The sequence below is a fragment of the Nocardia carnea genome (genome assembly GCF_029869215.1).
Lineage (GTDB): Bacteria > Actinomycetota > Actinomycetes > Mycobacteriales > Mycobacteriaceae > Nocardia > Nocardia carnea_B.
Genome location: NZ_JARWPM010000212.1, coordinates 1 through 22,589 on the forward strand (window position 1 = coordinate 1; position 22,589 = coordinate 22,589).

The following is a 22,589-nucleotide window of genomic DNA, read 5'->3' on the forward strand; positions in this document are numbered from 1 at the left end:
CCCCCCACAAACCCCCCCAACCCAAAATCCCCCCCAAACCCCCCGCAAAACACCCCACCCCGCCCCCCCCCTCCCCCCGGGCCCCCCCCCCCCCCCGGGGGGGGCCCACCCCCCCCCCCCCGGGGGCCGCGATGGTCTCAGCGCTGGGCGACATGCCGTTGGGCGCCGGCCGCGGACTGGGCGGCCCGCCCCTTCCGGAGTGCCCCGGCGGCGGGCTGGACTGTGGTGACCGCCCGGCTCACGGGGCGCGGCCGGACACGCCGAGCCGTCTGCCGTTCCCGGCGCGGGTAACCGAGCTGGGTGTCGCTGCGGCGGGGCACCGCCCGCGGCAGGATCCGCTGTTTGCCGTCTTCGTCGTAACAAACCTGTTCCGCGGTCCGGTCCGGCTCTGTCCGGCCGAGCGGGTGGTCTGCGGCCGATACGACGAGCTGGAGGCGCGGTTCCGGAACCGGCACGGTCTCGTGGACGACGACGGCACGGTCATCGGCCGGCTCGCGGGCCGCGGACAGCTCGGCAAGCTCGGCGTGGGCGCGGGCCTCGTCGACGGCCGCGCGGACCGGTCCCCGCATACCGAGCGCGATCACGGCCGTGACCACCGCGAGGAATCCGCAGATCAGTCCCTGGTTCGTCAGAGCGGCAGTGGCCGCCTGCTCGGTCGCCGCGGCACCGGACCCTCCGCCGAAGAACGTGTGCACGATATCGCCGAGTGCGGTTCTGAGCTCGTCGTGATCCTCGGTCATCGCGCGCAGGGCCGGCGCTTTACCGTTGAGGTGCAGCAACGCCGCCGGAACGAATACGGCGTTGGCCACCGCGGCGCCGATCGCGAGCAACAGCCCGGCGCGCGTCTTCCGATACAGGCAGAGACCGGACACGGTGAGCAACGCGGCGGCGGCGGCGAGCCCGCCCCATGATCCGCTGATGGAGACGACGTTTTCGGTGAGGCGCTCACCGGTGTTGCGGAGTACGGGAACGGACCCGTCGAGCCGGCCGAAGGCGTCGCTGCGCACCTCGCCGTGCGGGCCCGAGGCGGCCAGCCAGGGCTGGAACAGCAGCGCGAAGGTGAGCAGGCTGAGTACCGCGACGGACCAGAGTTTCCAACCACATCGGAATTCGGAACCGGATCGCTCGATTTTCCCGGGCCGGGCATGGGGTGAATATTCCGAAGTATTTCTGGTCTCGACCTTGTGGTCCACCGTTTCGCCTTACCGCGCGAATTGAATGGGACGCGAATATCGCCGCCCCGCTGGGCTTTGTCGCCGTCGACGTACCTCAGCATAGAACACTGCACCCGCAGGTCGAGCGCTATTTCGCCGACAAGAGAGCTGGGCCACAATACTTTTCGGTAATATAGCTTCGGCCGCCACCGGCACCCGGTTACGAAATACGCTGTTAACAAGTGTTTTTCAGCAGCATTCGATACACCGGCCCAGCGAGGTTCCGAATTCGCCTGTGACCGGATCCACGTTCGGTACCCGTGATCGATTCGGTGAGCGAGCACACTCCGGACACGGAATGAGCGCACTGCGTCGGCCCGGGCGCCGGTTCACCCCTCGGCGTGGCCACCCAGACGGTCCGCGGGGAGTGCTGGGGGCACCGGGAAAGCGGCGGCCTACGGTGCGCACCCATGCCGCTCCGGCAACTGCTGGATCAGGTAATCGTGTGGTGATAGTTTTCGACTATGAACATCGGTACCGGGGCGGACGACCGGACCGGCACAGGCGGGTGAACCGATGTCGCGGGGTCCGGCGGCGCCATGACGGTCACGGTTGCGCTGGGTGGTGACGTCATGCTCGGCCGTGGCGTGGATCAGCTCCTGCCACGACCAGGCCACCCACGGCTCCGGGAGCCGTGCGTCCGGGATGCCCGGCGCTACGTCGAGCTGGCCGAACAAGCGAACGGGCCGATTCCGCGCCCCTACGGTTTCACCCGGCCATGGGGCGAGGTGCTCGGTATCGTCGACGAACTCGCGCCCGATATCCGGCTCGTCAACCTGGAAACCGCGATCACCGCGGATGGCGATTTCGCACCGGGCAAAGGGGTCCACTACCGGATGCACCCCGGCAATCTGCCGGCGCTCACCGCGTTCGGTCCCGATGCCTGCGCACTGAGCAACAATCATTCCCTCGATTTCGGCCTACGCGGGCTGGCCGACACTCTCGACGCGCTGGCCGGTGCGGGTATCCGCGCCGCCGGTGCGGGCGCGAATCGCGCGGCCGCACAGCGTCCGGCGGTGGTGCCGGTCCCGGGTGGGCGCCGGGTACTGATTGCGTCGGTATCGACCCTGTCCAGCGGGGTTCCCGCGAGCTGGGCCGCGGGCAGCAATCCGGGGGTGTGCCTGATCGACCATCCCTCGACGCACCACGCCGACGACGTGGCCGCCCGGTTCGGGCCCTGGTACCGCGACGGAGACCTCACGATCGTGTCGGTGCACTGGGGGCCGAACTGGGGCTACGGAATCGGCCTGAGCGAGCAGCAGTTCGCGCACCGGCTGATCGACACCGGTATCGATATCGTGCACGGCCATTCCGCGCACCACCCCCGGCCGATCGAAATCTACCGGGGCAAACCCATCCTGTACGGCTGCGGCGATGTAATCGACGACTACGAGGGAATCGGCGGTCACGAGTCCTACCGGCCGGAGCTGCGGCTGCTGTACCTGGTCACCCTCGAACTCGGCGGACCCACCACCGTGCGCATGCTGCCGTTGCGTATCCGGCGCATTCGACTCGAGCGAGCCGGTTCTGCCGACACCCGGTGGCTACGGACCGTGCTCGGCGATATCAGCCGCCGGTACGGGACACGCATCGATACCGGATCCGACGGCCTGCTGACCGCCCACCGGTAATCGCCTTCCCTCGATACCGGCAGTGCCGTCAACCCAGGGCGGGGGTGTAGGTACGAGCGTCGCTGACGAACTCGGGTTTGCCGTAATCGGCCAGCCGGCGCTCGATGAGCCGGACGAGGTAGCGATCGACGGCCCGGTCCAGGAACGGGATACGGGTCGCGACGTCCACGAGCAGCAACCGCCCGAGGATGAAGGGGGCGGTGGCGGCGATCCGCGCGAAATCGGCCGGACCGAGCGACACGCCCATCCCCCGGGCGATACGCAGGCTGCCGCGGCAGAACGCGAGGACGAAACCGGCCTTGCTGTAGCTCTTTTCGACCGCGTCGGCGATGCGGTCGAAAACGGTTTCGCGGGGCCGCAGGTAGGCGGCCATGGTGGACCGGATCAGTTCGCCGCAGGTGGCGTCGTCGAAGCCGTCCCGCAGGAGGGCGGCGCGGGCATGGAATACATGGATGATCTCCGCGGGCGTGGTCGGCAGCAACTCCTCGGGGAGTCCGAGCAGGAAACATCGGTAGCGGCTGAATTCGACCTGCGCACGCTCGTCGGCGGTGAATGCGGTGCGGCCCTGCCGGCGCACCCGGACGGCGAGAAGGTAGAGGTCGATCATCCCGGCCGGCATCTGATCGACCTGCGGCACCGGCACCCCGTAGATATCGGTATCCCAGTGCTCGGACCGCTTCAGCGCGTTGTAGCGGACCATCGAATGCATCAGCCGCACCATGGCCGCCGCCTCGAAACCCGGACCGAAGCGGTCCAGTGCGCCGGGCAAGGTGGTGACGGCGAAGAACGACGCCGTCTCGTTGACGCGGCGGGCCGCGCGCCGGCCGGACAGCGCGCCCGTGAGCGCCATCGGCAGCGCCGCGTAGGTGTTGGTGAAGGTCGCGATGAACGCGCCCCGGGTGACGAAGGGCGCCAGTAGCGCGGCCGGGGTGCGGGCCGCCTTCGCGCCACGGCGTACCAGGTCCGGATCGACCCACTCGGGTGTGGCTTCCATCGCGGAGATGAACGACACCAGCTCCGGCGGCGCGTCGGGCACGGCGTCCACGCCCTCCTGGCACGCGCGGCGGACCATGGCGATCAGGCTGCTCACGCTGTGCTCGGCGGTGAGGGCCGCGAGCGGGTCGGCGACGATATCGCCCAGCATGGTCGCCGTGGACATCAACTCGACGACGCGGTCGTCGGCCAGGATCGATTCCCGGTCGGCGACCCCGCGGGGCAGGGACGACGGCTCACCCCGCCCGGTCACCAGACGGTACGGCTGCTTGTCGAAATCGAGGTCGCCGTAGAGGGCGGGCTGGAGCTCGCGCTGACTGCGCACCCGCCGCGCAAGCTCCGGGTAGTACGTAGGCATCGCGCCCTCCATTAACTCACGCCGTGTGAGTTAATACTCACGCAGTGTTAGTTAAGCTGTCAAGCATGAATTCGCAGCGCCGACGGCGGATGCCCGCCGAAGCGCGGCGCGGGCAGATCCTCGACGTCGCGCACGCGATCATCGACGCCGAGGGTTTCCACGCGGCCACTCCGCACCGCATCGCGGAAGCCGCCGGTATCGATCGCTCCCTGCTGTACCAGCAGTTCGGTGACCTCTCCGGCCTGTTCGTCGCCTTGATCGACCGCGAAGCCGGGCGCGCGGCCGCCCAGTTCGCCGAGGCCGTCGCCACGGACGCGGACGACCCACACGCCAACCCGGCCCTGCGCGCCTTCGACAGCCTGCTGCACGCGGTCGACACCCGCCCCGCGACCTGGCGGCTGTTCCTGTTCCCGCCGCAGGGTGCGCCGCCGGCGCTCTACGAGCGGCTCGCGCAGTCCGAGGCCGTGGTCCGCGAGTTCTTCGTCCAGCAACTGCTGCGCTTCAACCCCGACCTCGAAGACCCCGGCTACACCGCGCGGGTCCTGCACGCGGCCGGACGCGAACTGCTGCAACTACGTCTCAGCGAACCGGAGGAGGCCACGCACGAACGCCTGCGCGCACTGGTGCGCCGGCTCAACTCCGAACTGCTACAGCGGATCCGGTAACGGGCCGATCCCCGTGACTGTCCGGCACCTGTGCGCCTTCGAGGCGCGGAACAGCACGGGCGCAGTCGCTGACGAACCCGTGCCCGGATATCGCAACCCGCCCGGCACTGCGGACGAACGTCCGGAGCACATTCCCGAACCGCCCCACTAGGCTGGCCGCGGAAATATCGGGCGAGCGGGAGCATGGGAAATGAGCACCAATCCGGGCGGATGGCCGCCGCCGCAGCACACAGGGTCGAACCGCACACTGCTCTTCGTACTGATTCCCGTCCTCGCCGTGCTGGTGATCGCCGCCGCGGTGGGCGTCGGGTTACTGGCCCGGGGCGCGATGGCGGAGGAGGTTGCCGGTGTCCCCACCGCCGCCGGTAGCGGGTCCACTCCCCGGAACGTGCTGGCCGACGGCGCTGTCCGGATCGGAGAATCGGACGCCCCGGTGACGGTGCGGGTGGTGCTGGACCTGCAGTGCCCGTTCTGCAAAGCCTTCGAGGAGGCCAACGGCAAGGTGCTGGAGGACGCCGTGCGCGACGGCAGCGCCGCGGTCGAGTACAGCGTCATCTCCTTCCTGGACCGCGCCAGCACCACCGAGTACTCCTCCCGAGCCGGCAACGCCTCGTTCTGCGTCGCCGACTCCGGACTGGACGGGTACCAGGGCTGGCTCGCCGAAATGTTCGCCCGCCAGCCCGAGGAGGGCGGCGACGGCCTGCCCGACAGCGACCTGATCGAGATCGCCGAAGCAGGCGGCTACACCGATGCCGCCGTGGCCGACTGCATCACCGAACGCCGGTACGACGCCTACCTGCGCACGAAGACCGACGAGGTCCTCGATTCCGGCGTCAACGGCACCCCCACCGTTTACGTCAACGACCAGGAGGTCACCGACTCGGCGGCCCTCCTCGAGCCGAACGGTCTCGCCTCGGTCATCGCCGCCGCCCGCTGAGCACCACTCCGCGGACATCGACACCCTCAGACGTTCTCGCCGGGCTCGATTCGGCGGACCGTACCGACTTTGCCGATCCCCCGGTCGAACGACGCGATGGCCGAGCGGGGATCCGCCTCGGCCAACGCAACAAGGTACGCGTCGGCGAATGCCAGACGATGGTGCTCGTAGACGTCGAGGGTCCGGATCAGCACTGCTGGATCGTCGGACGCGATGTTGCGCGAGCCGATCACCGAACGCATCAGCGCAGCCACCTCGGGCCTGGGCACTTTATAGACGCTCTGCAGGACGTACACCGTCTCGGCGAGGATCAGGTCCGGCAAGTACAGGTCCTCGGAATCCGACAGCAGGGCAGTAGCCCGCCGCCCCATTTCGGGCGGATCCTGGGTGAAATGCCGGACCAGGATGTTTGTGTCCAGGTAGACGGTCACGACTCCCTGTCCCGCCACTGCTCCGCCCAGGCCGCATCCCGGATCTCGTCCCAAGTGCGCCCGCGTACCCGCGCCGGAACAGGCACACTACCGGCCAGTTCGAGCAGTTCCGGAGTCCTTGCCAACACGACGACCTCGCCCTCGACGCGGAAGTGCACACTGTCGCCAGTGTGTAATTCCAGCGCTTCGCGCACCGCCTTCGGAACCGTGATCTGCCCTTTCGATGTCAACCGCGCCAACGCGTCCATATCTGCTCCTTACTCGAGTAACAAGGTAAGGATAGCGCGGGCGAGCCTCATCGGGCTTCACCGGCGCGGTAGCAGCAGCGCGGGTATCACGGCGAGGGCCATCAGGGCCGGCGCGATGAGATAGGCGCTCTGGAACGCCTCCGCCAGGGCGGGGGCCAGGACCGCGTGCTCGGCGGGGGCGAGATCGTGCAGCGCCTGCAAGCCGCCGGTGATCGGCAGCAGGGCGGAAAGCACCACCGCGACCACCGCGGTGCCGATCGCCATGACCGTGGTGTTGATCAGGTTCACGGTCGTGCTGCCGCCCGCCTGCTGTTCCGGGGTGAGCGCACGGGTCGCGGTGGTGATGGCGGGCATCATCGTGCCGCCACCACCGGCACCCATCAGGAGCATCGCCGCGCAGAGACCCCAATAAGAGGAATCGGTGTCCAGCTGGGCCCGGAAGAGCAGGAAGCCCACGATCCCGACGGTGATCGAGACGGGCAGGTAGCGACCCGGCGGGAAGCGGTCGATGAGCCGGCCGGCAACCTGCATCGTGACCCCGGAGGCCAGCGCGAACGGGATGCCGAGCGCCCCGGCCACCAGCGCCGATTCACCGCGCACCACCTGGAAGTACAGCGGCTGCAACAGCATCGCCCCGAAATAGCCCGCCGCGAACAGGCCGAGCAGCGCGGCGGCGGCCCCGACTTCGCGGCGGCGCAGGATCCGCAGATCCAGCAACGGCTCCGGGGCGGTGAACCCGCGGTGCACGAAGATCGCCACCAGGACCGCGCCGAGCAGCAGCGGCAGCAGCACCTGACCGAGCGAGACACCGCCGCGTTCCCCCGCGGCCGTGACTCCGTAGATCAGCAGAGCCAAGCCGGGCGACATCAACGCGACGCCGAGCGTATCGATCCGCCGGCGCGGTTGCGGTTCGTCGGCCGGGAAGATCCGCCCGGCGAGCACCAGCACCACCGCGGCGACCGGAACGTTCACGTAGAACATCCAGCGCCAGGACATTTCGTCGATCAGATAGCCGCCGAGCACCGGCCCCGCGAGCGGGCCGACCAGGATCGCCAGCCCCATCGTGCTCATCGCGCGGCCCAGCCGTTCGGGGTCGGCCGCGCGCAGCAGTACGGTCATCCCCACCGGCATGAGCAGTCCACCGCCGAGGCCCTGCAGCACCCGGAAGGCGATCAGCGATTCGATATTCCAGGCCGCGCCGGCCAGCAGCGAACCGATCGCGAAAATCGTCACGGCCACCAGGTACAGGCGTTTCGCGCCGAATCTGCCCATCGCCCAGGCGGCCACGGGGACCACCCCCGCGACCGCGAGCGCATAGCCGGTGGACACCCATTGGATGGTGGCCAGGGGCGCCGCGAATTCGGCGGAGAGCCGGTTGATCGCGACATTCACGATGGTCTGGTCGAGGGTGGCCATGATCGAACCGACCACCAGGACGAGGGCGACCGTCATCGGGTTACGGGCCGGTGCCTGCAGGGCCGCTGTTGTCGTCACACTGTGTCGCATGACCGGCCTCACTGCCCGTAAGGCCGGGTGGCACGGGCCGCGCGCAGCGCCTCGCCCCACCAGACCAGTTGATCCAACATCGTTTTCGCCGCGGTATCGGCCTCCGCGCCCGCCGGGCCGCCCTGCCGCCACGGATTGTGGAAGCTGACGGTATCGCGCACGGTGACCGCGTGGAGTTCGGCGAAGACGCCGCGCAGATGTTCGACCGCGCGGAGCCCACCCGATATCCCGCCGTAGCTGACGAAGCCGACGGGTTTGGCCTGCCACTCCCGTCCGTGTGCATCGATGAGATTCTTCAGCGCCGCCGGGTAGCTGTGGTTGTACTCCGGTGTGACGACCACGAAAACATCCGCCTCGGCCAATGCGGCAGCGGTGGCCGAGGCACCGGGCGCGGGCACGCCGAAAGTGTGCGGCAGGTCCAGTTCACCCACGTCGACGACGCCGACCGTGAGATCGGGCCGCGCGGTCGCGTGCCGGAGGAACCAGTCGGCCACGGTCGGCGCGAAGCGCCCTTGCCTGCTGCTGCCGATCACCACGGCCAGCCGCAACGGTGGCGCGGTGGTGGCGGTGCCGGTCGATATCGTCGTCATCGGTCTCTCCCCTACTGCGTTCGGCGTCCCCATCGGCCGCCGCACACCACCTTGCTTCCTAAACCATTGTTGAGGTCAAGTTCGCTGCGCGAGACGGTCCGCACGGCGGCTCGCCGGCCGGACGCGCCTGACATGTCAGCGGAGGTATCAGCCAGACGTCAGGCCCGTATCAGCCGGCCCGGCGACAGTGCTTCCCATGAGTAGTTCAGCAATCGCGGCTTCGGGGCTGCGGAAGGCGTACGGGGACAAAACCGTCCTCGACGGTATCGACCTGGATATCGCTACCGGCACGATTTTCTCCCTGCTCGGGCCCAACGGCGCCGGCAAGACGACCACCGTCAACGTCCTGACCACGCTGTTGAAAGCCGACGGCGGTACCGCGCGGGTGGCCGGGCACGACATCACCACCGAAACCCGGGCGGTCCGCGCGGCGATCGGGGTGACCGGCCAGTTCGCGGCCGTGGACGAGTTGCTGACCGGCGCGGAGAACCTGGAGCTGATGGCGGATATCCACCGGCTGCGCGGCGCCGATCGCAAGCGGGTCGTCGCCGAACTGCTGGAGCGGTTCGACCTGACGGCCTCGGCGGGCAAGCGGGCGGCGACCTATTCCGGTGGGATGCGCCGCAAGCTCGATCTGGCGATGACCCTGGTGACCCGGCCGGAGATCGTGTTCCTGGACGAGCCCACCACCGGGCTCGATCCGCGGAGCCGACGCACCATGTGGGAGATCGTGCGGAACCTGACCGACGACGGGGTGACGATCTTCCTCACCACCCAATACCTGGAAGAGGCCGATCAGCTGGCCGACCGGATCGCCGTCCTCGACCAGGGCCGGATCGTGGCCGAGGGCACGGCCGCCGAACTCAAGCGCCGGGTTCCCGGCAGTCATATCCGGCTGCGGTTCACCCACGGCACGGCATTGGACGCGGCGGCGCGGGCCCTGCCCGGATCCACCCCTGACGACGAAGCACTGACCCTGCGGGTGCCCGGCGACGGTGGATCGAAATCACTGCGCCGGATACTCGACCGCCTCGACGAACACGCACTGGAAGCCGCCGAGGTCACCGTGCACACCCCCGATCTCGACGATGTCTTCCTTTCCCTCACCGGCCATGCGACCACGGAGGTCACCGCATCATGAGCACACTCACCGCACCACTGGCCGATTCGCCGATCATGTTGCGCCGCAACTTCAAACATATCGCCCGCAACCCGGTCACCGTCTTCAACGCGGCGTTCATGCCGGTCGTCATGATGCTGATCTTCGTGTACGTATTCGGCAGCGCTTTCGCCGTCGGCGGTGAATACATCGACTACGCGACCCCGGGCATGATCCTGCTGGCCATCAGCTACGGGCTGTCGGGCACCGCGGTCGCGGTGAGCTCCGATATGTCGAAGGGCATCATCAACCGGTTCAAGGTCATGGACGTCTCGCGGGGTGCCGTCCTGACCGGTCACGTGGTGGCCACCATCCTGACCAACGCCGTCGCCATCGCGGCTGTCGTCGGTGTGGCGTTCGCGCTGGGTTTCCGGCCGCCGGCCACCGCGCTGGACTGGCTGGGAGCGATCGGCATCATGGCGGCGACCTCCTTCGCGGCGTCCTGGCTCACGGTCGCGCTGGGTATGGCGGCGAAAACCCCGGAATCCGCGGGGATGGGCGTGGTGCCGCTGATCATGCTGCCGTTCCTCAGCACCGCGATCGTTCCGGCCGAGAAAATGGGTCAGGGTGTGCGGCAGTTCGCGCAATACCAGCCGTTCACACCGATCATCGAAGCGCTGCGCGGTTTCCTCGCCGGCAATCCCTCCGGCGGCTACACCGCCGCGGCACTGGCCTGGTGCGCAGGCTTCGCCGTCGTCGGATTCCTGTGGTCGCGCGCTACTTTCAACCGGCGAGCGTAGCTGCGGCCAGCTCCTGCCAGTCCGATTCCGCACCAACCCGTATCGCCTCGGTGAAGCGTTCCTCACCGAGGCGATCTCGTGCCGCCTGCTCGACCCGGGCCGCGTCCGGCTGGGAACGGTCCGGCATCCCGTGCACCGCGGCGCTTACCGCGACCAACTGTGCGGCCTGCTCGGCGCGCCCGGCGCGCAACGCCAGATCCGCGATCCCGACCAGCACCTGGGCGACGAGACCGGTATGCCCGGCCGCGGCCGCCGCCTCGAACGCCGCGGCATGGTACTTGCGGGCTTCCTCGAGCTCTGTCGCGAGGTAACCGCGCAATGTGTCGATCGCCGAACTGAATTGCGGGTTCTCCGCTTGGTCACCCAGTACGCCGATCGCGACCCCGATCTGCTCAGCGGCCTGCCCGGTATCCCCGCTCCACCGGGCCAGCTCGGCCTTCGCCAGCGCCAGTTCGGCCAGTACGGCAGGCCAGAAGTCCCGGTCCGCGTACCGTTGTGCCTCGGCCATGGCGGCCGCGCTCGCCTCGGTCTCCCCCGCGAGCCAGTACAACTGCGCCTGGCGCGAACGAATTCCGACGAGGTCCTCGGCCGCGCCGATCTCGGCGACTACGTCGACAGCTTGGTCGAAAAGCGCACAGGCGGCAGCGAATTCACCGCGGGTGGCGAGCCGGTTCGCCAGCTCGGTCAACGCGAACGAGATACCCCACCGCTCACCGAGGGCCCGGAATTCGGCCAGTGCGCGTTCGAGATAATCCTGCACCTGCGGGCCGTCCTGCCCGAGAATGATCCGCATCTTGCCCATCTGCAGGCTCGCCAGGGCGCGCACCCACGGGTCTTCGTGCGTGAGCAGCGGTTCGAACGCGGTCGGCAGCGCCTCGGGCCCGCGCAAAATATTTTTCAGCGCGCCGATGAACGCCAGCGCCGGATGACCCGCCCGCACCTGCCGGCCGAACCGGTGCGCTTTGTCGATCCATTCCTCCACCTGCTGCGCATCGTTGCGGCCGGAGCTCAGGAAATGCATGACCAGCGCGTACACCAGCGCGCGGGTGGCGTCGTCCACCTCGGCGGGCGCGTCGGCCACCGCCGTGAGGAATTCCAGACCCTCGGCTTTGTGCCCGCCGAGCCACCAGTACCAGCCGGCGGCCGCGGCGAGCCGCAACGCTCCGGCGGAATCACCGGCCGCCAGCGCGGCGCGCATCGCGACCGCGATATTGCCGTGTTCGGCGTCGAGAACGGCCAGCCACGCCAGCTGTCCGGCGCGGCGCAGCTGCGGTTCCGCGGTATCGGCGAGGCCGGTGAAATACGCGAGATGCGCCCGGCGCACGGCATCGGCCTCCCCCGATTCCAGCAGCCGGTCGCGCGCGTACTGCGCGATCGTATCGAGCATCCGATACCGCAGTCCGCCCTGCTCGCCCGGTAGACCTCGCTCGGTGATCCGGCCATCCGGCAAGCCGCTGTCCGCGACATACTCACCCGGCAGACTGTGTTCGGTCGCGATGAGCAGCGATTTCTCGGTCAGGGTGGTCAGCAGTTCGAGAACCTCCCAGGGCTCGATCGGCACGCCCTGCCCGCCCGGATCGCCGGATTCGACCGCCGCGCACACCTGTTCGGCCGCCTCCAGGCTCGCGCCACCGGAGAAGACCGCGAGCCTGCGCAGCACCGTCCGCTCGGCGTCACTGAGCAACTCCCAGCTCCAGTCGACCACCGCGCGCAACGTCCGGTGATGCGGTAGCGCGATCCGGCTACCGCCGGTGAGCAGACGGAACCGGTCGTCGAGGCGATTGGCCAGCTGATCGAGCGACATCGTGCGCAACCGCGCCGCGGCCAGTTCGATCGCCAAGGGAATTCCGTCGAGCGCGCGGCAGATCCGCGCCATGGTCGCCAGGGCACGGGCATCGGCGGCGAGATCCTGACGGACGGCGCCGGCGCGGTCGCGCAGCAACCGCACCGCCGGAGAGTTTTCGATCTCCCCCGGATCCGCGCCCTCGGCCGGCAACGTCAGCGGCTCGACCTGCCATAACGCCTCACCCGTGATACCGAGCGGCTCCCGGCTCGTCGCCAGGATCCGCAACCGCCGGCATTCGCCGAGCAGCCGGTGCGCGAACGCGGCCACCGAATCGATCACATGCTCGCAGTTGTCCAGGATCAGCAGCGTTTCGCGGTCCCGGACCGCCGCGATGAGCCGGTCCATCGGTTCCGCGTTCGGCGCACCGCCGAGCAGCGCGTCGCGCAGGCCGAGCGCGGCGATCACCGCCTGCGCGATACTCGTCGCGCGTCCGGGCCCGCCGGAGCCGTCCGCCTGGTCGCCGTCCGGCCCCACGGCGGCCAGCTCCACCAGCCACGCGCCGTCCGGGAGGTCGTCGAGCAGGGTCCGCGCGGTTTCCAGTGCGAGCCGGGTTTTCCCGGAGCCGCCGGGCCCGGTCACGGTGGTGAGGCGATGGTTCGAGATGAGGTCGCGGACGGCGGCGATATCGGCGTATTTGCCGATGTATTCGGTCAACTCGGCGCGCAGGTTGGTCCGGCGATCGTTCTCCGGTTCCGCCACTTCGCCGCGCAGCAGCGCGACGTGCAGCGCCGAGAGCTCCGCGGACGGGTCCACACCCAGTGTGTCGGCGAGGGCCTCGCGGGCGGTCTGGTACACGACCAGTGCTTCGGAACCCCGGCCGGCGGCGGCCAGTGCGCGCATCAGCGCGGCGACCAGCCGCTCCCGCACCGGGTTCCGGGCCACCAGCTCGGTCAGTTCGGGGACCAGTCGCGCGCCGCGGCCGAGGCCGATCTCCGCGTCGTAGAAATCTTCCCGCGCGGCGAGATACAACCCTTCGAACCGGGTGACCACCGCGTCGACGGCCTCGCTGTCGCGTACCTCGACACCCTGCATCGGCGCACCGCGCCACAAGTCGAGGGCATCGCGCAGCAACTCGGCTCGGTGCGCGTCACCACCGCCGCGGGCCCGCTCGAGCAGCTGCTCGAACCGGACGGCATCGACCGTGTGGGGTTCGGCCACCAAGCGGTATCCGCCGGCTTCTCCGTCGAGCACGCCGGCGGGCAGGACACGGCGCAACCGGGACACCAGGGCCTGCAGGGCGTTCGCCGCGTCCGCGGGTGGCTGTTCGCCCCAGATCCAATCGATCAGCGTGGTCCGCTGCACCACCCGGCCGGGTTCGAGGGCGAGCGCGATGAACAACGCCCGCAACCTGGCGCCCGGAATCTCAATCGATCCACCGTCATCTGCCCGGATTTCGAGCGGTCCAAGCAACCCGATCTGCACCGGACCATTCTGCCGTGCACGGGTGCGGGGCCGTAGTCCGCCCTGGGAAAGAACTGCTGAGAGGGGCGGCCGGGTCCCCCATTGTTCGTGTCAGCCCGGCGTCAGCCCGGTATCAGCCGAGCCCGCGACAGTACTCACATGAACAGCCACAGCAACCAGCGAGAGCCGCTGACGGCGCTCCGGGTGGACCGGGAACGCTGCATCGGCGCCGGTATGTGCGTGCTCACCGCCCCCGGGGTTTTCGACCAGGACGGGGACGACGGCCGGGTGATCGGCCCGGCCCACGCACCCGGACCCGATCAGGAGGCGGCCGTTCGCGAAGCCGTCCACAACTGCCCCGCCGGCGCGATCACGCTCGCCGCACACAACTAGCCGACCATCCCGACGAAATGGAGATTCCCATGACCAGCACCGTCCCCGTCCCGCACGGCCTGCCCACCGAACGCAACGCCGGCCCGTTCGACCCGCCCCGCGAGATCACCGAGTTGCGCGCGGCCCGCCCCGTGAGTCCGCTGATCTTCCCCGACGGACACGCCGGGTGGCTCGTCACCGGCTACGAGGAGGTCCGGCAGCTGCTGGCCGATACCCGGTTCAGCTCCCGCCAGGACATCGGTGTGCTGCACGCCCTCGACGCGAGCCCCGATATGCCGGTCCAGACGGAACCGTCCCCGCAGATCCCGGGCATGTTCATCGCGATGGACCCGCCGCAGCACACCCGGCTGCGCCGCAAGCTCATCAGCGCCTTCACCGTCAAACGAATGAAGCAGCTCGAAGAACACATCATCGAGATCGCGGAGCGGCAATTGGACGAGATGGCGCGGCTGACCCCGCCGGTCGACCTGGTCCGGGAATTCGCCCTGCCGCTGCCCTCGCTGGTGATCTGCGAAATGCTCGGCGTCCCCTACGCCGACCGGGACACCTTCCAGACGAACTCCGCCAAGTTCCTCGTCCGGGACCAGCCGATCGAGGAGAAGATGGCCGCCTACGGCGCCATGATGACCTTCCTGGCCGAACTGGTCGCCGGTAAACGCGCGGAACCCGGCGACGATATCCTGTCCGACCTGGCCCGCGACGAGGATCTGAGTATCGAGGAACTGACCGGAATCTCGTTCCTGTTGCTGCTCGCCGGCCACGAAACCACCGCCAATATGCTGTCCCTGGGGACGTTCGCACTCCTGGAACACCCCGAGCAGCTTGCGGAACTGCGGGCCGACCTCGACCTCGTACCCGACGCCGTCGAGGAACTCCTGCGCTACCTCGCGGTCGCCGATATCTTCTACCGCTACGCCACCGAAGATCTCGAACTCGGCGGCGAAACGATCCCCGCAGGGTCGACGGTCGTCGTCTCCCTGCTGGCCGCCAACCGCGACCCCCGGCGTTTCGACGATCCCGACACTCTCGATGTCCACCGCAAGGCCCGCGGCCTGGTGTCGTTCGGCCACGGCGTGCATCAGTGCCTGGGCCAGCAGCTGGCGCGTGTCGAGATGCGGGCCGGTTTCGCCGCGCTCATCCGGCGTTTCCCCACGCTCGCCCTCGCCGTTCCCGCGGACGAGGTGAAACTCCGGACCGATATGAACATCTACGGCGTCCACGAACTGCCGGTCACCTGGACCGAAACACCCCGGTAGGCCGCCGCCGGCAACCATCACCCATCGATATTTCCGAAACACCTACCCAGAGGAGTACCGCCATGTCCACCTTCCAGACCCCGGAGCCGATCACCCTTCACGTCGAGGTGCTGTCCGCCGAGGTCACCGTGCACGCCTCCGATCGCACCGATACCGTCGTCGATATCCGGCCGGCCGATGCGTCCAAGAAGGGCGATATCCGCGCCGCCGAGCAGACCCGGGTGGATTTCACCGCCGGTGTGCTGACCGTGACCACGCCGAAGGACTGGCGCACCCACACCCCGTTCGGCGGCAATCCGACGATCACCGTGACCATCGAGGTACCCACCGGATCCCGCGTGCGGGGCACTGCCGGAGTCGGCCGCATCGCGGCGACCGGCGAACTCGGCCGATGCGATCTCGAGGTGGCCGCCGGCGATATCACCGTCGAACGCCCGGCCGATTCGGTGACCGCGAAGGTCGCGAAGGGCGATATCCGGATCGGCGCGGCCATCCGCGGCGAACTGCGGCTGGAAACATCCATGGGCGAACTCGAGATCGGTATCAGCCCCGGTAGCGCGGTGTCGATGGAAGTGAACGCGCTGTACGGCAGCGTGCACAACCAGATGGGGCCGGCCGACCCGCCGCTGTCCGGCGCGGAAACCGTGCGCGTGTACGCCCGTAACTCCTACGGCAATATCGCCATCCGGCACGCCGCGGCCGCCTGACCGGCGCAGCGCGCCGAACGTGCCGCCGGAGCGAAACGACCCCGGTCGACCCGAGCCAGGTCGACCGGGGTCGCCGGGGCTCGTCGTGGTCAGCGGCGGAACCAGCAACCCGTCCTCCACCCGGATGCTCGCCGACCGCATCTCCACCCGGGCTGTCCGGACCGGCCGATCTGGCGCCGGCGCCGCTCATCTCCCGGCGGGCCGGCGGCGGGCCTCGGCATGGTCCGCGGCCGCGCCGGCGCCGGCCGCGACGATTTCCTCCTGGAAGCGGGGGCATTCGGTGAAGTCCTCGTACCGGCAGGTGAGTACGTGCGCGATCAACTGTTTCGAGGTCTGGATCCGCTCGATCTGCTCGTCGAGCGAATCCAGCTGCGACTGCAGGATCCGGCGGCGGCCCCGGCCGTCACAGGCGTCGAGCAGGTCGCGGATCTGCGCCAGGCTCAGACCGATCTCCTTGCTGCGCAGAATCATCGCGACACGCGCGAGATGCGCCGGGGTGTAGCGGCGCCGGCCACCGATCCGGGCGGCCGGGGTGAGCAGGCCCACCGATTCCCAGTGCCGGAGCACATGGGGCGCGAGGCCGAAGTATCCGGCGATCTCACCGATCGAGTGGGTGGCGCCGTTCACCCCCACGGACTGGCTTGACTTCATGTTCACATTAACTTGCAGAGTGGTCGGTGTCGTCAAGACTTCGCACCGAGGAGTGACAGATGGAAATCCGGACACCGGCCGAACTGTGGAACGAACGCTATGCCGAACCGTTCGCGTCCTACGGCACCGAACCCAACGACTACCTGCGCGAAGTCGCCGCGCGCATCCCCGCGGGCCCGGTGTTGTGCCTGGCCGAAGGCGAGGGCCGTAACGCGGTCTACTTGGCAGCGCGGGGCCACGCCGTCACCGCGGTCGACCTGTCGGATGTCGGCTTGGCCAACGCCCGGAAACTGGCGGACCGGCACGGAGTCACCATAGAAACCGTCGTCGCCGACCTCACCACCTACGACTTCGGCGCGAACCACTGGTCAGGCATCGTATCCATCTGGGCGCACGTCCCCTCCGCGGTACGTCCGGCACTGCACGCGGCTTGCGCCCGCGCCCTGCGGCCGGGTGGTGTTTTCGTCCTCGAGGCCTACACTCCGCGCCACCTGGACCGTCCGGGCATCGGCGGTCCACCGCACCCGGACGCCTTGCCGACACCGGCCGAACTCCGGCGCGACCTGACCGGGTTGCTGCTGGAACAGTGCCGCGAGGTCGACCGTGACATCAGCGAGGGCAAGTTCCACCACGGACCGAGCACCACGGTCCAGGTCCTCGCGATCAAACCGCCGGCCGGACCCGGGCCGGGGGATCCCCGCGACGGCGAACGCCGCTGAGTTACCGCGGCACCGACGCACCGGCCGGCGGCACCTCACCCATCGGGCGGGGCGCAGGCGCACCGGCTGGACGGCAGGTCACCGCCGGGGCCGATCGGGACCGCGCGCTGGACGGTACGCCGCGGCCCGCGGTCAGCCCACCCAGCCCTGGGACAACATCACGTGCGCGGCCAGGTCTTCGATCGTCATCATTTCCGGGTGGCTGTAGTAGACCAGTTCGAATCGGCGGCGGCGCCACTGCACCGGGTCCATCCGGCCCTCATGGCTGGTGTCGCACAATGCCTCCAACCGGTCCAGGTCGAAGGGTTCCTTGCCGCGGGCGTGGGCGTCCGCTTTGACCGCGGCCAGCCGTTGCGGCCCCGACAGATCGGGGTGCTGCCATATCCCCGCCGCGAATCGCCGCGCGTCCTCGACGTCCATTCCGTTCCCCTGCCTGCTCGCGGACTGGTCCGGCCCACTGCTGTCGAGGATAGAGCTTCTCCGCTCCGGGTACAGGTCCAGGCGGCCTGATCGGGCAACGCGACCGAATACCTGTGCGGCGGTTCGGGATACGACCGGTCGTTCGCGGGCGCGGGACCGCCCCGGCCGGGCCTGCTCGTCACGGCGAGGTCCCGGTGCGGTTTCAGGAGGCGGGGCGGTCGGACAGGGCGGGCAGGCGGGTGCGGCCGGCGACCAGATCTCGGGCAAGGGCTTCGTAGGCGGCGAAAGCACGAGCCAACTGTTGCCGGTGGCGGCCCCGGGGCCCGTCCAGGACGAACCGGTCGTGGCTGATCGTGTACAGATGGGCCATCCGGCCGAATACCGCGCCGAGCCCCTCGTGATGCGGCACCGCATGAGGCGGGGGCGGGGCCAGGATGCGGCGCGCTTCGAGATCCACCGAGAGCATATGCCGCTGGATGCTGTCCCACGCGCAGGTGAACGCATCCCCGTCCGGGCTCGTTTCCGCCAGTACCGCTACTCGATTCGCGGGATCCGCGGACAGTACGACATCGTCCCACTCCGGGCGAGCCGCCGCCATCCGGCGATGGGCCACCACCAGCCCGGCCAGCGGTTCGAGCAGACCGCAATCGAATTCCGCGGCGGCGGCACGATCGAATTCGGCCGCGCGAGTGAATACCGTCGAGATGATCCCGCTGTTCGGGAGCGGCCCGATCCCGTCGGTAACGCCCACCCCGGCCCCCTTCCGGCACCCGGTCGGTACGGCTACCGCTGCCACCCCCGGACGCATTCCACCACCGGCGACCCACTCACCGATTTCCCTGGCGATTGCCGCATACAGATTACGCGGGCGCGCCCGGCCCGGAGCCCGGTTCGAGCATTATCGCTGTTTGAATTTTGCGTTGCGACAAGGGTTTACACAAAACAGGCGGCGCGAGCAGTCGCTACCGAGGCAGCGGGGCCGCGGCGTCACGGCCACGGCTCCTCGGTCCGGGTGAGCTCGGCATCGGCACTGTCGACGGGGCCGCGGCCGGCGACGCGACATGCCCGCACCGGAGCCGTACGTGTCGTTACGAAGCGCCCCGGCGACTGTCAGCTACCACCCGCGCCCGGCACATACCGCACGGCCCAGCGGCCCTCCCAGCGCTCGCCGGGTTCGAGCCGGCGCAGACCGGCGCCGGAATTCAAGGCATCGGGCGGCGCGGTCATCGGTTCCAGCGCGACCGCGAGACCGCGCCCCGGCAGCCGCGGGAAATCGCGGGCGGTGAAGACCTGCAGATAATGCCAGTCGGAGTGGTGGAGCAGTTCGACCCGCGCCCCATCCGGAGCGGTGAGGCTCGCGGCGACACCGGGAACCACGCCGCCGAAGGGTGTGTCGAGTGACAGATCCGCCAGCGGAACTCCGGCCCGCAGGTCGTACGGGGTGCCCTCGACGGGATGCTCGGCGACCGGATTCATCCGGTCGTCGAGCTCGAAATAGGTGGTCGCGGCCACGGTCAGTCGCAACTGCTCGACGGGTGTCGTACCGATCCGGAAGTACGGGTGTGCCCCCACCGCATACGGGGCCGGCCGGTCCGAATGGTTGACCACCCCGTGGGTTACCGACAGCCCGCCGGGGCGCAGTTCGTAGCGCACCCAGGTGTCCAACAGGAACGGCCAGCCGTGCTGGGGCGGTATGAGTGCGCCGAGCGTCACCGCCTGCGCCGTCTGCGCACGCACCGCGTAATCGGTGTTGCGCAACAGCCCGTGTATCGCGTTCGAGCGCGATACTTCGGTGATATCGAGCTGCTGCCGGACCCCGTCGAGCATCCAGACCGCATCACGCACGCGATTCGGCCACGGCGCCAGCACGATACCGGCCGCCATCGGCGGTGGGGAATCGGCGGGCAGCGGTTCGGTCACCGCGACCCCGTGCACGGTAAGCCCGCGCAATACGGCGGCCACCGTACCGATCTCGGCGCGTACCCCGCCCGCTTCCAATACGAGTGGGCTGCCGGTCGCTGTGGGCTCGGATGCGGTCACGTCACCAGCGTAGGTTCCGGCTCCCCCGCGTGGTGAGCTCCCCACCAGGGTGTCGCGTCGCCATTTCCACTGCGACGGGTCACAAGAGGTTCGATACCAGCCATTCGGCAGCTTCGGCGATGATCCCCTGTTCGTACGGTGCGTCCTCGGTGTCCTTGCTCGACATGATCGAGAGGACCAGTGGCGAATCGTCCGGAGGCATGACGATCCCGATATCGTTGAGCGTGCCGTAATCGCCTGTTCCGGTCTTATCGGCGACTCTCCAGCCCGCCGGGACCCCGGCCCGGATTCGCTCAGCGCCCGCCTGGGTCGCGTTGCGTTCCATCAGGTCGCGCAGGAAGGCACGTTTGCCGGCCGGGAGGGCGTCCCCCAGAACGATTTTCTGGTAGTCGGTGCCTATCGCGCGGGGAGTGGTGGTGTCCCGCGGGTCCCCCGGGACGGCTTCGGTGATCGCCGGTTCGATGCGATCCATGCGGGTGACGGTATCGCCGAGACCGCGTGTGTACGCCGTGAGTTCGGCCGGGCCACCCAAGTCCCGCAGCAGCAGATTACCGGCGGTGCCGTCGCTGTACCGGATGGCGGCGTCACACAGTTGCCGGATGGTCATCCCGCTGGTGACGAACCGGGGTGTGATCGCGGCATTCTTCAAGAGGTCGGCCTCGGTATAGGTCACCAGCTTGTCCAGATAGGACATCGGGTGCCGGTGCAGGACCGCGGCCGCCGCCAAGCCTTTGAAGGTCGAACAGAAGGCGAACCGCTCGTCTGCCCGATACTCGATCGTCCTGCCCGTTCCGGTGGCGAGCGCATAGATTCCCAAACGCGCGTTGTACTTCTGTTCCAACTCGATCAGCCGGAGATTCGGCTCGACGCGGGCAGGTGTCGTCGCGGTGGGCGGGGACGCGGGTGTTTCGCTGCTCGAGCAGCCTGCCAGCGGCAACAGCGCCACAGCCCCCAGCACGGTACGGCGAGAGATGGCCGGTCGCGGCATATTCATCGAGCTCCTTCGGCGGCCGCGGCCGTCACCGGCCACAGGTGTGCGCCGGCCGATCACCGGCGTCCCGGTCTCGTTCGGCCCGTCCGACAGGGCATTCCGCGGTACTGATACAGACGGCTCGGTCACAGAACCGGCACAGCAATGCACTGTTCGGCACGGTGCCGTACACCTGCCGCAGCAGAGTGGATGAGATACGTTCCAGCGCAGCGATATCTGCCGCGTCCAACGCTGACAGCACATGCCCGAGCCAGGCGGCGCGCTCGTCCAGCACCGACTGCGCCGCCTCCGTACCGGCCGGGGTCAGGGTGATGACCCGCTCGCGGCCCACGGCTGTGCGCTCGACGAGCCCCGCCTGCTCGAGGGAGTCCGCCACGCGGGTAGTCGCCGACTGGGTCAGCCCCACGCTGTACCCCAGGCGGGTAACTCCCATGGGTCCGACTTCGCGCAGGACGACGAGCACGGCCGCCGCGCTCGGACTCATAGCGACACGCGATTGCGCGGTGGACTGCAGCCGATCGCCGACGGCCAGCGCCAGCGCGCCCAGAAGGTTGGCAGCCCTACCGACATCGTGCATGATTCATGCATACCAGAACTCGGTGGCACTATACGAGTCACGCACCCGGCGGTGAATCGTTTGGGTGCGTCAACGGCGCAGGAACCGGCGCGGCGGCGCTACAGACCGTTGATGATCACCGCATTCGAGTCGGCCGCGGCCTGCCGCAGCGGGATCGCGGCCTGGTACTCCTCGGACTCGTACCAGGCGCGGGCCGCCTCCGGAGATTCGAATTCCAGCACCACCGTCTGAGTGGCGGGCCATTCGCCCTCCAGGACCTGGGGTTTGGTGTCGACGGCCAGCACGGTGACCCCCTTGGCCATAGCTTTCGCGGCCGCTTTCCCGTATTCGGCCATACCGGCCGGATCCTTGATCGTCTCGGTCACGATGACGTAGCCCTTGGGCATTCTGGGTCTCCTTTGCACACCTGAGCCAAGATCGACTCCCCCACGACGATACCCATAACGCTATTTTCGTTATGGAGAATCCCATATCGTGAAACCGTGGCCGCTCAGGACGGGGCCTTGCCGTTGCGCCGTAGCAGATGCGGCCGCAGCCGGTTGAACCCGCGGACCCGGACACTGCGCAGATGCCGGATCGTGAACTCCCGCTCGCCCGCGAGTTCCGCGGCGGCGCCGTCGTCGATCAGGATCGTGCCCGGCCGGGCGACACCGGTGAGCCGGGCAGCGATATTGACCACCGACCCGTACAGGTCACCGAACCGCTGCAATACCGGACCGTAGGCCAGTGCGACCCGCAGTTCCGGCGTGGTACCGACGGTCATCGTGGATTCCTGCAGGTCCAGCGCGATCCGGGCCGCCGCCAGCGGGGATTCGGCCGCGAACATCACCTCGTCGCCGACATTCTTGATCACCCAGCCGCCGTTCTCGGCGATCGCGGCGGCGGTGGTGGATTCGAACGCCTCCAGCAGCGTCGAGAGTTCGTCCGGGTGCAGGTGGCGGGTGAGCCGGGTGTAGCCGACCATATCGGCGAAACCGACGGCCAGGATCCTGGTCGAATCCGGGGCTGGGGCGGCCTCCAGGATATTCCCGCCCCGCCCCGCGGCGGGATGGCGCCCCCCCGCAAACGACAGCCGGGGCGCCAGCAACAACCCCCTTTACGCCGGGGCCGGGCGGG

23 protein-coding genes and 1 pseudogene are annotated in these 22,589 nt (G+C 68.9%); 9 read left to right on the forward strand and 15 right to left on the reverse strand.

The features are described from left to right. Positions 1–137: 137 nt before the first annotated feature. Positions 138–1,193: a hypothetical protein gene (locus QH276_RS14840; protein WP_280406768.1), complete on the reverse strand. Its 1,056-nt coding sequence runs from the start codon at positions 1,191–1,193 to the stop codon at positions 138–140. A 560-nt stretch (positions 1,194–1,753) separates the two neighbouring features. Here QH276_RS14840 and QH276_RS14845 point away from each other — a divergent pair. After that, complete coding sequence (locus QH276_RS14845; RefSeq protein ID WP_280401167.1) at positions 1,754–2,845, forward strand: CapA family protein; 1,092 nt, start codon at positions 1,754–1,756, stop codon at positions 2,843–2,845. 28 nt (positions 2,846–2,873) lie between these two features. Here QH276_RS14845 and QH276_RS14850 read toward each other — a convergent pair whose 3' ends face one another. Beyond that, positions 2,874–4,196 carry an oxygenase MpaB family protein gene (locus QH276_RS14850; RefSeq protein WP_280401168.1) on the reverse strand — a complete coding sequence of 441 codons (1,323 nt, stop codon included), beginning with the start codon at positions 4,194–4,196 and terminating at the stop codon, positions 2,874–2,876. Between the two features lie 89 nt (positions 4,197–4,285). Here QH276_RS14850 and QH276_RS14855 point away from each other — a divergent pair, with 89 nt between their 5' ends. Both QH276_RS14855 and QH276_RS14860 read left to right on the forward strand, forming a co-directional pair. Continuing rightward, positions 4,286–4,861, forward strand: coding sequence for a TetR/AcrR family transcriptional regulator (locus QH276_RS14855; protein ID WP_280401180.1), 576 nt, complete (start codon positions 4,286–4,288; stop codon positions 4,859–4,861). 190 nt (positions 4,862–5,051) lie between these two features. After that, positions 5,052–5,798, forward strand: coding sequence for a DsbA family protein (locus QH276_RS14860; RefSeq protein ID WP_280401169.1), 747 nt, complete (start codon positions 5,052–5,054; stop codon positions 5,796–5,798). A gap of 26 nt (positions 5,799–5,824) precedes the next feature. On the opposite strand, the gene QH276_RS14865 is transcribed toward QH276_RS14860, so the two are convergent. From QH276_RS14865 to QH276_RS14880, 4 genes are read right to left on the reverse strand one after another with little or no spacing between them, the layout of a single operon-like run. Further along, complete coding sequence (locus QH276_RS14865; protein WP_280401170.1) at positions 5,825–6,229, reverse strand: PIN domain-containing protein; 405 nt, start codon at positions 6,227–6,229, stop codon at positions 5,825–5,827. Beyond that, entirely contained in the window at positions 6,226–6,477 is a 252-nt protein-coding gene (locus QH276_RS14870; RefSeq protein ID WP_280401171.1) for an AbrB/MazE/SpoVT family DNA-binding domain-containing protein, read from the reverse strand. Before QH276_RS14870 ends, QH276_RS14865 begins: the two co-directional genes overlap by 4 nt. Before the next feature lie 57 nt (positions 6,478–6,534). Next, entirely contained in the window at positions 6,535–7,983 is a 1,449-nt protein-coding gene (locus QH276_RS14875; RefSeq protein ID WP_280401172.1) for a DHA2 family efflux MFS transporter permease subunit, read from the reverse strand. 8 nt (positions 7,984–7,991) lie between these two features. Then, on the reverse strand, positions 7,992–8,573 hold the full coding sequence (locus QH276_RS14880) for an NADPH-dependent FMN reductase (RefSeq protein ID WP_280401173.1): 582 nt from the start codon (positions 8,571–8,573) through the stop codon (positions 7,992–7,994). 196 nt (positions 8,574–8,769) lie between these two features. Between QH276_RS14880 and QH276_RS14885 the strand changes: the two genes are divergently transcribed. Continuing rightward, positions 8,770–9,714, forward strand: a complete 945-nt coding sequence (locus QH276_RS14885) for an ATP-binding cassette domain-containing protein (protein ID WP_280401174.1) — start codon at positions 8,770–8,772, stop codon at positions 9,712–9,714. Next, positions 9,711–10,472: an ABC transporter permease gene (locus QH276_RS14890; protein WP_280401175.1), complete on the forward strand. Its 762-nt coding sequence runs from the start codon at positions 9,711–9,713 to the stop codon at positions 10,470–10,472. The genes QH276_RS14885 and QH276_RS14890 overlap by 4 nt, the downstream gene beginning before the upstream one ends. Here QH276_RS14890 and QH276_RS14895 read toward each other — a convergent pair. After that, entirely contained in the window at positions 10,456–13,740 is a 3,285-nt protein-coding gene (locus QH276_RS14895) for a BTAD domain-containing putative transcriptional regulator (RefSeq protein WP_280401176.1), read from the reverse strand. The two genes, QH276_RS14890 and QH276_RS14895, sit on opposite strands and share 17 nt — an antisense overlap. A gap of 138 nt (positions 13,741–13,878) precedes the next feature. On the opposite strand from QH276_RS14895, the gene QH276_RS14900 reads away from it, so the two are divergent. From QH276_RS14900 to QH276_RS14910, 3 genes are all read left to right on the forward strand, one after another. Next, positions 13,879–14,112 (forward strand): ferredoxin, encoded by a 234-nt coding sequence (locus QH276_RS14900; protein ID WP_280401177.1) that lies wholly within the window; start codon positions 13,879–13,881, stop codon positions 14,110–14,112. 29 nt (positions 14,113–14,141) lie between these two features. Next, positions 14,142–15,368 carry a cytochrome P450 gene (locus QH276_RS14905; RefSeq protein ID WP_280401178.1) on the forward strand — a complete coding sequence of 409 codons (1,227 nt, stop codon included), beginning with the start codon at positions 14,142–14,144 and terminating at the stop codon, positions 15,366–15,368. 62 nt (positions 15,369–15,430) lie between these two features. Continuing rightward, on the forward strand, positions 15,431–16,075 hold the full coding sequence (locus QH276_RS14910; protein WP_280401179.1) for a DUF4097 family beta strand repeat-containing protein: 645 nt from the start codon (positions 15,431–15,433) through the stop codon (positions 16,073–16,075). A 186-nt stretch (positions 16,076–16,261) separates the two neighbouring features. Here the strand turns inward: QH276_RS14910 and QH276_RS14915 are convergent, their stop codons facing one another. After that, a complete protein-coding gene (locus QH276_RS14915; protein WP_280406769.1) occupies positions 16,262–16,726 on the reverse strand; it encodes a MerR family transcriptional regulator in 465 nt (154 codons plus the stop codon). Positions 16,727–16,785: 59 nt separating this feature from the next. Here QH276_RS14915 and QH276_RS14920 point away from each other — a divergent pair, with 59 nt between their 5' ends. Next, positions 16,786–17,445 carry an SAM-dependent methyltransferase gene (locus QH276_RS14920; RefSeq protein WP_280401032.1) on the forward strand — a complete coding sequence of 220 codons (660 nt, stop codon included), beginning with the start codon at positions 16,786–16,788 and terminating at the stop codon, positions 17,443–17,445. Between the two features lie 132 nt (positions 17,446–17,577). Here the strand turns inward: QH276_RS14920 and QH276_RS14925 are convergent, their stop codons facing one another. The 7 genes and pseudogenes from QH276_RS14925 to QH276_RS14955 form a co-directional block, all read right to left on the reverse strand. Then, positions 17,578–17,865: a hypothetical protein gene (locus QH276_RS14925; protein ID WP_280401033.1), complete on the reverse strand. Its 288-nt coding sequence runs from the start codon at positions 17,863–17,865 to the stop codon at positions 17,578–17,580. Between the two features lie 202 nt (positions 17,866–18,067). Next, entirely contained in the window at positions 18,068–18,616 is a 549-nt protein-coding gene (locus QH276_RS14930; protein ID WP_280401034.1) for a hypothetical protein, read from the reverse strand. 359 nt (positions 18,617–18,975) lie between these two features. After that, positions 18,976–19,905, reverse strand: a complete 930-nt coding sequence (locus QH276_RS14935) for an aldose 1-epimerase family protein (RefSeq protein ID WP_280401035.1) — start codon at positions 19,903–19,905, stop codon at positions 18,976–18,978. A gap of 79 nt (positions 19,906–19,984) precedes the next feature. Next, on the reverse strand, positions 19,985–20,893 hold the full coding sequence (gene bla / locus QH276_RS14940; protein WP_280401039.1) for a class A beta-lactamase: 909 nt from the start codon (positions 20,891–20,893) through the stop codon (positions 19,985–19,987). A 31-nt stretch (positions 20,894–20,924) separates the two neighbouring features. After that, positions 20,925–21,473, reverse strand: coding sequence for a MarR family transcriptional regulator (locus QH276_RS14945; protein WP_280401036.1), 549 nt, complete (start codon positions 21,471–21,473; stop codon positions 20,925–20,927). A 98-nt stretch (positions 21,474–21,571) separates the two neighbouring features. Beyond that, positions 21,572–21,859, reverse strand: coding sequence for a DUF1330 domain-containing protein (locus QH276_RS14950; protein ID WP_280401037.1), 288 nt, complete (start codon positions 21,857–21,859; stop codon positions 21,572–21,574). A gap of 104 nt (positions 21,860–21,963) precedes the next feature. Next, positions 21,964–22,542, reverse strand: a pseudogene (locus QH276_RS14955) (adenylate/guanylate cyclase domain-containing protein); the annotation flags it as partial. Positions 22,543–22,589: the final 47 nt, after the last annotated feature.

What these genes read in the sequence shown, in the direction of transcription:
- QH276_RS14845 (WP_280401167.1), top strand. Translation starts at nt 1,754, where the DNA reads ATGACGGTCACGGTTGCGCTGGGTGGTGACGTCATGCTCGGCCGTGGC.
- QH276_RS14850 (WP_280401168.1), bottom strand. Translation starts at nt 4,196, where the DNA reads ATGCCTACGTACTACCCGGAGCTTGCGCGGCGGGTGCGCAGTCAGCGC.
- QH276_RS14855 (WP_280401180.1), top strand. Translation starts at nt 4,286, where the DNA reads ATGCCCGCCGAAGCGCGGCGCGGGCAGATCCTCGACGTCGCGCACGCG.
- QH276_RS14860 (WP_280401169.1), top strand. Translation starts at nt 5,052, where the DNA reads ATGAGCACCAATCCGGGCGGATGGCCGCCGCCGCAGCACACAGGGTCG.
- QH276_RS14870 (WP_280401171.1), bottom strand. Translation starts at nt 6,477, where the DNA reads ATGGACGCGTTGGCGCGGTTGACATCGAAAGGGCAGATCACGGTTCCG.
- QH276_RS14875 (WP_280401172.1), bottom strand. Translation starts at nt 7,983, where the DNA reads ATGCGACACAGTGTGACGACAACAGCGGCCCTGCAGGCACCGGCCCGT.
- QH276_RS14880 (WP_280401173.1), bottom strand. Translation starts at nt 8,573, where the DNA reads ATGACGACGATATCGACCGGCACCGCCACCACCGCGCCACCGTTGCGG.
- QH276_RS14885 (WP_280401174.1), top strand. Translation starts at nt 8,770, where the DNA reads ATGAGTAGTTCAGCAATCGCGGCTTCGGGGCTGCGGAAGGCGTACGGG.
- QH276_RS14890 (WP_280401175.1), top strand. Translation starts at nt 9,711, where the DNA reads ATGAGCACACTCACCGCACCACTGGCCGATTCGCCGATCATGTTGCGC.
- QH276_RS14900 (WP_280401177.1), top strand. Translation starts at nt 13,879, where the DNA reads ATGAACAGCCACAGCAACCAGCGAGAGCCGCTGACGGCGCTCCGGGTG.
- QH276_RS14905 (WP_280401178.1), top strand. Translation starts at nt 14,142, where the DNA reads ATGACCAGCACCGTCCCCGTCCCGCACGGCCTGCCCACCGAACGCAAC.
- QH276_RS14910 (WP_280401179.1), top strand. Translation starts at nt 15,431, where the DNA reads ATGTCCACCTTCCAGACCCCGGAGCCGATCACCCTTCACGTCGAGGTG.
- QH276_RS14915 (WP_280406769.1), bottom strand. Translation starts at nt 16,726, where the DNA reads ATGAAGTCAAGCCAGTCCGTGGGGGTGAACGGCGCCACCCACTCGATC.
- QH276_RS14920 (WP_280401032.1), top strand. Translation starts at nt 16,786, where the DNA reads ATGGAAATCCGGACACCGGCCGAACTGTGGAACGAACGCTATGCCGAA.
- QH276_RS14925 (WP_280401033.1), bottom strand. Translation starts at nt 17,865, where the DNA reads ATGGACGTCGAGGACGCGCGGCGATTCGCGGCGGGGATATGGCAGCAC.
- bla (WP_280401039.1), bottom strand. Translation starts at nt 20,893, where the DNA reads ATGCCGCGACCGGCCATCTCTCGCCGTACCGTGCTGGGGGCTGTGGCG.
- QH276_RS14945 (WP_280401036.1), bottom strand. Translation starts at nt 21,473, where the DNA reads ATGCACGATGTCGGTAGGGCTGCCAACCTTCTGGGCGCGCTGGCGCTG.
- QH276_RS14950 (WP_280401037.1), bottom strand. Translation starts at nt 21,859, where the DNA reads ATGCCCAAGGGCTACGTCATCGTGACCGAGACGATCAAGGATCCGGCC.